Raw genomic sequence first — 9,933 nt, forward strand, 5'->3', positions numbered from 1 at the left:
CAAATAGACAAACTTACCTCTAAGAGGAAAATCCTGAATCGTTATTTCATCTAGAAAGCCTTTGGATACTAATTCTACCGCGTCAAACTCTTTTGGAGGTTTTGCTTTTTCTTCAAAATGTAGATGTAGGTTTTCTTCAGAGTTAGTAGCGGAAACTATTTCAAAGTTCTTTATTAAAAAATCAGGAAGCATAAATTTTAAAAGGTCTATAGAAGTCATATCTCAAAGTTAATTATGCAAAAATATTATTTTTTCTAAAAACTCTTCCCAGGTTTTGTTCTTGATCCTAAAAATTAGGCATAAATTATTAGTTAGCCTAAAAGAAAGAATTCTATATTTCTCTCCCTCTAAATTGAGATCTAAAAGCTTTTATTTTGGCATTGAATAATTTTTCCGTTCGCAAGTGTCGGGATCTGATTGTAACGATTTTCACTGCTAACTAGCTGTTGGAAGGCAGGTCAGGACTACTATTTTGCCGTAATCAGCTATTTTTATTTCCAATTTAATTGTAGAGCGAAACAGGTTTTTTCTTCTTTTGTTATGCTAAATGTAGTAGATTTTTTAGATAAATTCTCATGAATCACAACGGAGTCATTTAAGGATAGTTCTTTCATGAAATTCATTTCAAAACTATTAAGATTTTGATTTAGAATTAATTTTTCGTCAACATGGTCTAAGCACCATTCTAGGTATTTTACATTGTTGACGTGATTGACTATGTCTAAATCTGATAAGTAGACTACTTTTTCAAAAATGACTTCCTTCTCTGGGTTAATCGTTATTTTTGAAAAACTTTCTTGTGTTGGTTTTCTCTCTGGGTACAATTCGAAATGCTCGTATGGCAAAGCTAACGCTTCTGGGCGACGTTTTTCTGTATTGAATACAGCCCAAAAAGTTTCAGAGCCAACGATTTTCCTCCCATTTACATGCATTTCTAACGCACGTATCGAACGGGAATTTTCAAGGGTATTGATCCACGTTTTTACCGTTACTATGTCTCTCCATTTTGGCAATGCGCTAATTTCAACACGCATTCGGCTTAGAACCCATGCTTGATCGAATTCCTGCATGTCCGAAAAACTGATGCCACCCATATCCGAATGTGCTGCCGCAGTCAATTGCAAAATATTACACAAGTCGGTGTATTTTAAATACCCATTAGGCATGCATTGGGTGAAATTGATTTCCCAATCCTTACTTAAAACGGAAGTGAAATTTGAAGCTATTGGCATGAAGATACTATTTTTGATTAACGATTTTAGAATACTGTATGATTCTACTATTTATAAAGTGTATATATTATTCTATGGAATTGATATAATTAATAACAGTCTCATAAGGTGTTTCAAAATCAAACCATTCTGTGTTTTGATCTCTTTTAAACCAGGTGAGCTGGCGCTTAGCAAAACGTCGTGTGTTTTTCTTGATTTCTTCGATGGCAAATTCTAAGCTAAAATCGCCGTCAAGGTAGCTGAACAATTCTCTGTAACCTACAGTTTGCAAGGCGTTCAGTTCTTTGTTTGTATATAAACCTTTGGCTTCTGCCAATAAACCTTCGTTTATCATAATGTTCACGCGTTGGTTGATTCGGTTATACATTATGCTTCTTTCTGCTTCAAGACCTATAAGAATGGGAGTGAAGCTGCGTTCATTCTTCTTCTGGTTTAAAAAGGAGGAATACGGCTGTCCTGAGCCAATGCATACTTCTACGAAGCGCATCATACGTTGCGGGTTTTGTAAGGTTTGTGGATTTTCTTTTGTTATGCTTTCAAAATACGCAAAATCAAGTGCTTTTAGTTGCTCTTGTAGGTAGACAATTCCTAGTTTTTCATACTGGGCATTTACGGTTTCTCGTACCGATGGGTCAATTTCTGGGAACTCATCAAATCCTTTTAAAATAGCATTTACATATAAACCAGAACCACCTACGAGTACTACATAGTCGTTTGTCAAAAATAATTCATCGATTTTTTTTATCGCATCTTTCTCAAAATCACCAACAGTATAGTGTTCAAAGATTGATTTATTTTGGATAAAATGATGGGGAGCAGCGGCTAATTCAGTTACTGTAGGAACGGCGGTACCTATTGACATTTCCTTGAAAAATTGACGGCTGTCACAGGAAACAATTTCGCATTTAAAATGATTAGCCAGAATAATACTTAAGGCTGTTTTTCCTATGGCTGTTGGCCCAACGATGGTGATGAGATGTTTCATATTTATTTTTAGCCCAGATAGCAACGTAAACCCCGGACGACTGCAAGTTAGTATTTCTAGATGTAAAAGAGCGCCTTTAGAAGCTCCTTTTATGTCTTAGAAATACAACTTTAAGGAGGAGGAGTTGTAGTGAATAGCTGGAAATAGCTTTGTATATTATTTAGTGTCAAACGAATGTCCGCAATGAGGACAGAAATTAGCGTTGTCTGGATAATCTTCGATACCACATTCCGTACATGGTTTTTTGTGAATAGATACCTTATCATGGCTTCTTTTAGCGATTTCGGCACTTACAATACCTGTTGGTACTGCAATGATTCCATATCCCAAAATCATCACAAAAGAGGCGATGAACTGTCCTAATGGAGTTTCAGGAGAGATGTCTCCATAGCCAACAGTAGTCAATGTTACAATTGTCCAGTAGATACTGGCTGGAATGCTAGTGAAACCACTTTCTTTACCTTCCACGAGATACATTATAGAGCCAATAATTATGGTACTAATTAGTACAAAGTAAATAAAAACTATTATTTTTCCTTTACTAGCTTTAATGGCTTTATTTAGCTGCAGGGATTGGCTTGTAAACTGGGGATGGTTTAATATTTTAAATAATCGCAATAGTCGCAAGGAACGAACAACTGCCAAAATACTAGCTCCCATAAAGAAAATTGACAAATACATGGGGAGAATAGCAAGCAAATCAATTATTCCATAGAAACTGGACATGTATTTCCGGGGCTTATTGATTGAAATGATTCGGAGAATGTATTCGATGGTAAATAATACGGTGATAATCCACTCGAGAAGCACGAGATAGGAATGGTATTTTAGATCAAATTCAGTAACGGTTTCCATCATTACTAAAAGAACGCTCAATAAAATAAGGCCAAGGAGGATTAAATCGAATAATCGACCCGCCTTTGTACCTGTCCCGTAGATTAGAACATTCACCTTTTGTCTAAAACGCTCGTATTTTGATTTTAATTCGGGCATAAGCAGTATTGATTTTTAGATCTTACCTTAGAAATTTATGATTTTGAATCCTTTGTTTTTTCTGATGTGTCCCTGAATAATATTACGGGTGTCGCGATTATTTTGCATCGGAATAATGATGTTTTTCAGGATTTCGATATTCGTAATCTGATAATTTAAATCATAGAAAGTATAACCTTTGTAAACACCATTTTCAACTAATACTGCACTGCGTTCATTTATCGTTCTTCCCTTTTCAACAATCACCATACTCTTGTTTTCAAAGGAGTTTTGCGCAATAAAATCAGCTACTCTTTCATTATATTCCACGGCAGGAATACTACCGATACAAGCACCGTCACATTCATTAATTATTTGTTGATAACAACATGTTTTAGAACTGTATAAGCCAGTTAATTTCTGGCATAGCTTGAAGTCTGATGTTATTAAAGATAAGGCATTTTTTCCTTCTTGTGCATTAACATAAGAGAGAATTTCCTTTTTTCTGCCGTCCGCTTTTTCAAGCTTCAAGTTTAAGTACCCGCTAGCATCTTTCTCAGAATAGATAGACCACGAATAATTGCTTTTTCGTGACATCCTGTTGTAAATAGGTCTGTTGATTTTTATTTCTTCCGTTTCCTTTAAAAGGGCTATTAATTCACTTCCAGTTTCCTCAAAAGTTACTGTAAATACTTCTGCTTGAATTTTTTTGGCACTTCTCGTTATTCCAGTAAAATGCTGATTTACTCTTTTTTTAATGTTTTTGCTTTTTCCAATAAATATAATCTTACCTTCCTTGTTGTGAATATAATAGACACCTGTTCTTGAAGGTACACTTTCAACAATTTCAAGTAAGTTTGGAGCAATTCCTTTCTGAACTGCCGATTTAATTAGATCTTTGATAATAGTTTTTTCTAAATCTTTATCCAGTAACATTTTGAATAATTTCACTGTTGCCAAAGCATCCCCACTAGCACGATGTCTATCAGCCATTGGAATTCCTAGAGCTCTAACTAACTTTCCTAAACTGTGTGAAGCTTGTTCTGGCATCAATTTCTTAGATAACTCGACTGTACAAAGTGTCTTTGTATTAAAATCATAGCCTAAGCGGCGAAATTCTGTTTGTAGAATTCGATAGTCAAAATCAGCATTGTGTGCGACAAGTACACAATCATTTGTCATTTCTATAATGCGTTTTGCTACTTCAAAAAACTTAGGAGCAGACTGTAACATGGCATTATTTATACCAGTCAGTTTTACTACAAAAGGTTGAATTGGAATTTCAGGATTGACTAAACTAATAAATTGGTCGACGATTTCATGACCATCAAATTTGTAAATGGCGATTTCGGTAATTCCTTCTTCATTGAATTGTCCTCCTGTGGTTTCTATGTCTAATATTGCGTACAAAATAAGTGTTCAGTTTACAGTTAAAAGTATTCAGTGGTTTGATCAAAAATGTAATAGCATCAATCCTGGTGAAGTCTTCTCATTTGAGAATAAAAATGGTTGCCCTTAACAACTATTTTTTGAGATTGACGATGTCGCAAAGAAATTAATTTCTTCCTCCAAAGATACTACTTCCTATTCGAACCATCGTGCTTCCACATGCTATGGCCAGTTTATAGTCACCTGACATTCCCATCGACAGCGTATTCATTTGGTTATTTTCAGTTTGCTGTGATTGCAGTTTATCAAAAATTATTTTTAAGTGCGAAAATTCTTTTTTGATTTGATCTTGGTTATCGGTAAATGTTGCCATACCCATTAATCCAGTGATTCGGATGTTTTTCATTTCCACAAATTCGCTTGAAGCTATAAGAGAATTTAGTTCTTCTTCATCAAGACCAAATTTTGTTTCTTCCTTCGCAATATGCATTTGCAACAAGCAATCAATAACCCGGTTATTTTTCAATGCCTGTTTATTGATTTCCTTCAGTAATTTAAAACTGTCTACGCCATGAATCAAACTTACGAATGTTGCCATAAATTTGACTTTATTTGTCTGAACATGACCGATCATGTGCCATTGAATGTCCTTGGGCATTTCCTCCCATTTATCGGCCATTTCCTGGATTTTGTTTTCACCAAAAATGCGTTGACCTGCATCATAGGCTTCCATCAAATCTGGAACAGGTTTAGTCTTGGAAACCGCAACCAAAGTTACTTGTTCTGGTAAGGTATTTTTTATTGAAAGTAAATTTTTAGCTATTGACATCGTGTAATTTTTTATTAGTAAACTTTTTTAAATAAGTTTAAAGTTCATAAATGACTATTCCGCTTCTAAACTTTGGTTCGATATAGGTGCTTTTTGGGGGCATAATTAAATCAGCATCGGCCAAAGCTTTAATCTCATTAATATTGGAAGGGAAGAGAATAAATCCAACTTCAAATTCACCTTCATCAATTGTCTTTTTTAATTCCAGAATAGATTGCTTTCCAGAAACGTATTCGATGCGTTCATCATCGCGTAAATCTATAATCGCTAAAATAGGGAAAAGAACTGTTTCGTATAATATCTGTGCGTCCAGACTTTCTAAAGCTGTTTTGAAAATAAGTTTTTCCTTTCTTAAAATTAAACTGTAGAATTCATTGTCAAGATACATTCCGAATTGGTGTTTTTCAACAGGTTGGAATGGTTGCTGCTTTAGATTTTTAATAACAAAATTTTTATCCAGTTCTTCGATAAAAGCTTCTTTTTCAAAACCGTTTAAATCTTTTATTAAGCGGTTGAATTGGTATATCTTAACATTGTTTTCGGAAATTAAATAACTAAGCAAATAATCCTTAGCGCCATTCTCTGGGTTTTCATTATCTTCTGAAAGTAGTGCCGCAGCTGCTGAACGGTGATGACCATCAGCTATGTACAGAGTGTCTATTTGTTTGAAGATGTTCTGAATCCAGTTGATTTCGATCGAGTCATCAATCTTCCATAGATAATTGACTTCTTTTTTAGTAGTCGAAAATTCAAAATCAGCTAATTTTTGAGTTCTATTAAAAATCCAGTTTTCTATCGTTTTATTATCAGGATAGGTCATTAAAACGGGTTCCGTGTTGAACTCTGAATATTTCATATAATCTTTAAGTAGCTGCACTCTAAAAGCAATCGTTTCTTCGTGTTTTTTAATACTATTACTGCGATAATCATCTATGGAGGTAGCTACAATAATTCCCGTAAAAGAATGCTGTTTAGTGATTATTTTATGAATATAAATACCTGGTTTCTTATCTTTGATTAGAATTTTTTCTACCTTAAAATCTTGGTATTTTTGATTTACTTGGCGGTATCTCTTTTCAAAAGATACGGTCTCTTGATTTGTATATGCAGGTTTTAAAACATGCAAAAATGACAGCGGATTGAAATCTAATTGTGCAGCTAATTCAGCAGTGACGTATTCTTCGTAAGAACGACAGCTTACAAGGCAAACTTTATCGCGTGTAGGACGTACAGCATTAAAAGGAATTATTCTAGCCATTATTTAGAGTATTAAGTTGCAGTCGCACGTTCCAGATGAAACCGCGACCGTCAACTTTGCCTTTATATGAACTGTTTAGAGATTTTCTCTGCTTTTTTGCTTTCTGAATAATCGTAGAAGCCTTCTCCAGATTTCACACCTAGTTTTCCTGCACGAACCATATTGACTAATAGCGGGCAAGGCGCGTATTTTGGATTTTTGAAGCCGTCGTACATAACGTTTAAGATTGCCAGACAGACATCAAGTCCTATGAAATCTGCTAATTGCAATGGACCCATAGGGTGACCCATTCCAAGTTTCATAACGGTATCAATCTCATATACACCAGCTACTTTATTATACAATGTTTCGATTGCTTCATTAATCATCGGCATTAAAATCCTATTAGCTACAAAACCAGGGTAGTCATTTACTTCAACTGGTGTTTTTCCTAATTTCTCTGACAAAGTCATAATAGTTTTTGTCACATCATCACTAGTGTTATACCCACGAATGATTTCGACCAATTTCATGATAGGCACTGGATTCATAAAGTGCATCCCAATAACTCGTTCTGGATGTGAAACTACTGCTCCAATTTGAGTAATAGAAATGGAAGATGTATTTGTCGCTAATATGGTGTCAGGAGAACAGGCCTCGTTTAATTGCTTGAAAATGTTTAGTTTTAAATCTACATTTTCGGTTGCAGCTTCTACCACTAAATCAACACCTACAACTCCGTCTTTGATATCTGTATACGTAATTATATTTGTTATCGTTTTAACTTTATCTTCTTCGTTAATGACTCCTTTTGAAATCATTCTATCTAAATTGGCAGCAATTGTTGCCATTCCTTTATCTAAAGATTTTTCAGAAACATCTATTAATTTTACTGTAAAACCACTTTGGGCAAATGTATGGGCTATTCCGTTACCCATTGTTCCTGCTCCTATTACTGCTATTATTTTCATTTATTGTATGTTTAATTTTAAAGCTTTCTCGTTTAACTTTTAAATTCGAAGTATTGTTCTATTTCTTAAAACAATCGATAATTTGGTACGCAACTCTTAATGCTTCTGTAGCTTGTTCCAAAGTCACAATGGGCGTTGTATTGTTATTTATCGCATCTGCAAATGTTTCTAGTTCCTCAAGAATAGCATTGTTTTGCTCCACGTAAGGGTTCGAAAAGTATATTTGCTTTTTTACGCCTTCAGCATTTTGTAAAATCATGTCAAAATCACCGGGTGTTTCTGGTGCATCTTTCATTTTTACAACTTCACATTTCTTTTCTAGAAAATCAACAGATATATACGCGTCTTTTTGAAAGAAACGAGTTTTTCGCATGTTTTTCATCGAAATTCTACTCGCAGTCAAATTAGCAACACAGCCATTTTCAAATTCGATTCGGGCATTTGCAATATCGGGAGTATCACTAATTACAGAGACACCACTGGCGCTTATGTTTTTAACTTTAGATTTTACCACGCTTAAAATCACATCGATGTCATGAATCATCAAATCTAAAACTACTGGTACATCTGTACCGCGAGGATTGAATTCAGCCAAACGATGGGTTTCTATAAACATGGGGTTTTCAATCATGTTTTTAGTGGCGATAAAAGCAGGATTGAATCGTTCTACATGTCCCACTTGCCCTTTAACATTATACTCATTGGCCAAAGCAATAATTTCTTCAGCTTCTTCAATAGTATTCGAAATGGGTTTTTCAATGAAAACGTGTTTGCCTGATTTGATGGCAACTTTTGCACATTTATAATGAGAGAGTGTTGGGGTTACAATGTCTATTACATCAACTGCGTGAATAAGAGTAGCAATTGTACTAAAATGTTTGTATCCAAATTCCTTAGAAATTTTCTCGGCATTTTCTTTATTTGGATCATAAAACCCAACTAATTCATATTTTTCAGACTGTTGTAATAAACGTAAATGTATTTTTCCTAGGTGACCTGCGCCTAATACTCCAATTTTCAGCATAATAATGTTGTTTCTACAAAAATAGGAATAAAAATTAAAATTCAATTTTTTAAAATCCCAAATTGTAATAAAAATGATAATAAATTCATTTGAAAATTGGGATTTGTTTTTTGGTATTTTTACCTCTATTTTTACCAAAATAAAATAATAAACATTGAAAGATACAGCCAAACATCAAGGACTTCGGAATCAATTAGTAAGCATTTTGCAGCAAAAAGGGATCACCGATGTAAATGTCTTGGATGCGGTGAAAAAGATACCGCGCCACTTGTTTTTAAATTCTAGTTTTGAAAATTATGCCTATCAAGACAAGGCTTTTCCTATTGGTGCGGGGCAAACTATTTCACAACCTTATACCGTAGCTTTTCAGTCTCAATTGTTACAAATTAAAAAAGAGCATAAGGTATTAGAGATTGGAACCGGATCAGGATATCAAACGGCAGTTTTGTGTTTGATGGGAGCTAAAGTATACAGTGTCGAACGTCAAAATGAATTATTTAAACAGACTTCTACTTTGCTGCCAAAATTAGGGATTCGCCCAAAGCACCTTTCTTTTGGAGATGGTTATAAAGGATTACCAAGTTATGCTCCTTTTGATAGTATTATCGTTACTGCAGGGGCGCCCTTTATTCCGCAACCACTCATGGCGCAATTGAAAATAGGAGGTAGGCTTGTTATTCCGCTAGGAGATAAAGTACAGATTATGACTTTGTTGATTCGGGTAAATGAAACACAATTTGAGAAACATGAACTTGGGGAATTTAAATTCGTTCCTTTGTTAGAAGATAAAAATTAAATTAAAGCCTCTTTCGATGAGGCTTTTTTATTGACTAACAGTTTTTATATAACGTTCTAAACTTTTTTTTTCAATTTGAGCAATAAATAGCGTGAAATCGTCTTTTTTTTCTTTTGTTATTGCTGCTTTTAGAGTTTGGTAATATAAAATTCGGTCTTCATTGTCGGCCTTTATATTTGCAATAAGGTAACCATGTTGTAACAGAACACCATTCATAATCAGTCTTGATACTTTTCCATTTCCATTTATGAAAGGATGAATAGTTATAATACGCTCTTTTAAAGTAGTGGCCAATATAATTGGATGTATATTATTTTTATTCTGTTCATACCAATTAAAAAGTGTTTCTATTTCTTGAGAGATAACTATGGGATCACAAGGACTAAAGCTTCTATCTTTTATTGTAATAGCTACAGAGCGACAGGCTGTGAAAAAACCTCCTTTTCCCTTAATTTCACAAATAATACATACTCATAAACGGCAATATAGTCGTTCTAC

At 34.3% G+C, this 9,933-nt stretch carries 10 protein-coding genes and 1 pseudogene; 1 reads left to right on the forward strand and 10 read right to left on the reverse strand.

What is annotated here, in order from left to right; all coding sequences use genetic code 11:
- From QO182_RS19090 to QO182_RS19130, 9 genes and pseudogenes are all read right to left on the reverse strand, one after another.
- Positions 1 to 219, reverse strand: a pseudogene (locus tag QO182_RS19090) (transposase); the annotation flags it as partial.
- Between the two features lie 272 nt (positions 220 to 491).
- Positions 492 to 1,232 (reverse strand): acyl-[acyl-carrier-protein] thioesterase, encoded by a 741-nt coding sequence (locus QO182_RS19095; protein WP_371543507.1) that lies wholly within the window; start codon positions 1,230 to 1,232, stop codon positions 492 to 494.
- 67 nt (positions 1,233 to 1,299) lie between these two features.
- Positions 1,300 to 2,217, reverse strand: a complete 918-nt coding sequence (gene miaA, locus QO182_RS19100) for a tRNA (adenosine(37)-N6)-dimethylallyltransferase MiaA (RefSeq protein WP_371543509.1) — start codon at positions 2,215 to 2,217, stop codon at positions 1,300 to 1,302.
- 156 nt (positions 2,218 to 2,373) lie between these two features.
- Positions 2,374 to 3,210, reverse strand: coding sequence for an ion transporter (locus tag QO182_RS19105; protein ID WP_371563598.1), 837 nt, complete (start codon positions 3,208 to 3,210; stop codon positions 2,374 to 2,376).
- Positions 3,211 to 3,237: 27 nt separating this feature from the next.
- Positions 3,238 to 4,599, reverse strand: a complete 1,362-nt coding sequence (locus tag QO182_RS19110; protein ID WP_371563600.1) for an exonuclease domain-containing protein — start codon at positions 4,597 to 4,599, stop codon at positions 3,238 to 3,240.
- Between the two features lie 145 nt (positions 4,600 to 4,744).
- Entirely contained in the window at positions 4,745 to 5,407 is a 663-nt protein-coding gene (locus QO182_RS19115; protein WP_371563603.1) for a YggS family pyridoxal phosphate-dependent enzyme, read from the reverse strand.
- A gap of 37 nt (positions 5,408 to 5,444) precedes the next feature.
- A complete protein-coding gene (locus QO182_RS19120; RefSeq protein WP_371563605.1) occupies positions 5,445 to 6,665 on the reverse strand; it encodes a DUF1015 domain-containing protein in 1,221 nt (406 codons plus the stop codon).
- Between the two features lie 62 nt (positions 6,666 to 6,727).
- Positions 6,728 to 7,615 carry a 3-hydroxyacyl-CoA dehydrogenase family protein gene (locus QO182_RS19125; RefSeq protein ID WP_371543519.1) on the reverse strand — a complete coding sequence of 296 codons (888 nt, stop codon included), beginning with the start codon at positions 7,613 to 7,615 and terminating at the stop codon, positions 6,728 to 6,730.
- A gap of 58 nt (positions 7,616 to 7,673) precedes the next feature.
- Positions 7,674 to 8,639 carry a Gfo/Idh/MocA family protein gene (locus QO182_RS19130; RefSeq protein WP_371563608.1) on the reverse strand — a complete coding sequence of 322 codons (966 nt, stop codon included), beginning with the start codon at positions 8,637 to 8,639 and terminating at the stop codon, positions 7,674 to 7,676.
- Positions 8,640 to 8,793: 154 nt separating this feature from the next.
- On the opposite strand from QO182_RS19130, the gene QO182_RS19135 reads away from it, so the two are divergent.
- On the forward strand, positions 8,794 to 9,435 hold the full coding sequence (locus tag QO182_RS19135) for a protein-L-isoaspartate(D-aspartate) O-methyltransferase (RefSeq protein WP_371543525.1): 642 nt from the start codon (positions 8,794 to 8,796) through the stop codon (positions 9,433 to 9,435).
- Positions 9,436 to 9,462: 27 nt separating this feature from the next.
- On the opposite strand, the gene QO182_RS19140 is transcribed toward QO182_RS19135, so the two are convergent.
- A complete protein-coding gene (locus tag QO182_RS19140) occupies positions 9,463 to 9,900 on the reverse strand; it encodes a Fic family protein (protein WP_371563610.1) in 438 nt (145 codons plus the stop codon).
- Between the last annotated feature and the right edge of the window lie 33 nt (positions 9,901 to 9,933).

It is taken from the genome of Flavobacterium sp. Arc2 (genome assembly GCF_041431385.1).
Lineage (GTDB): Bacteria > Bacteroidota > Bacteroidia > Flavobacteriales > Flavobacteriaceae > Flavobacterium.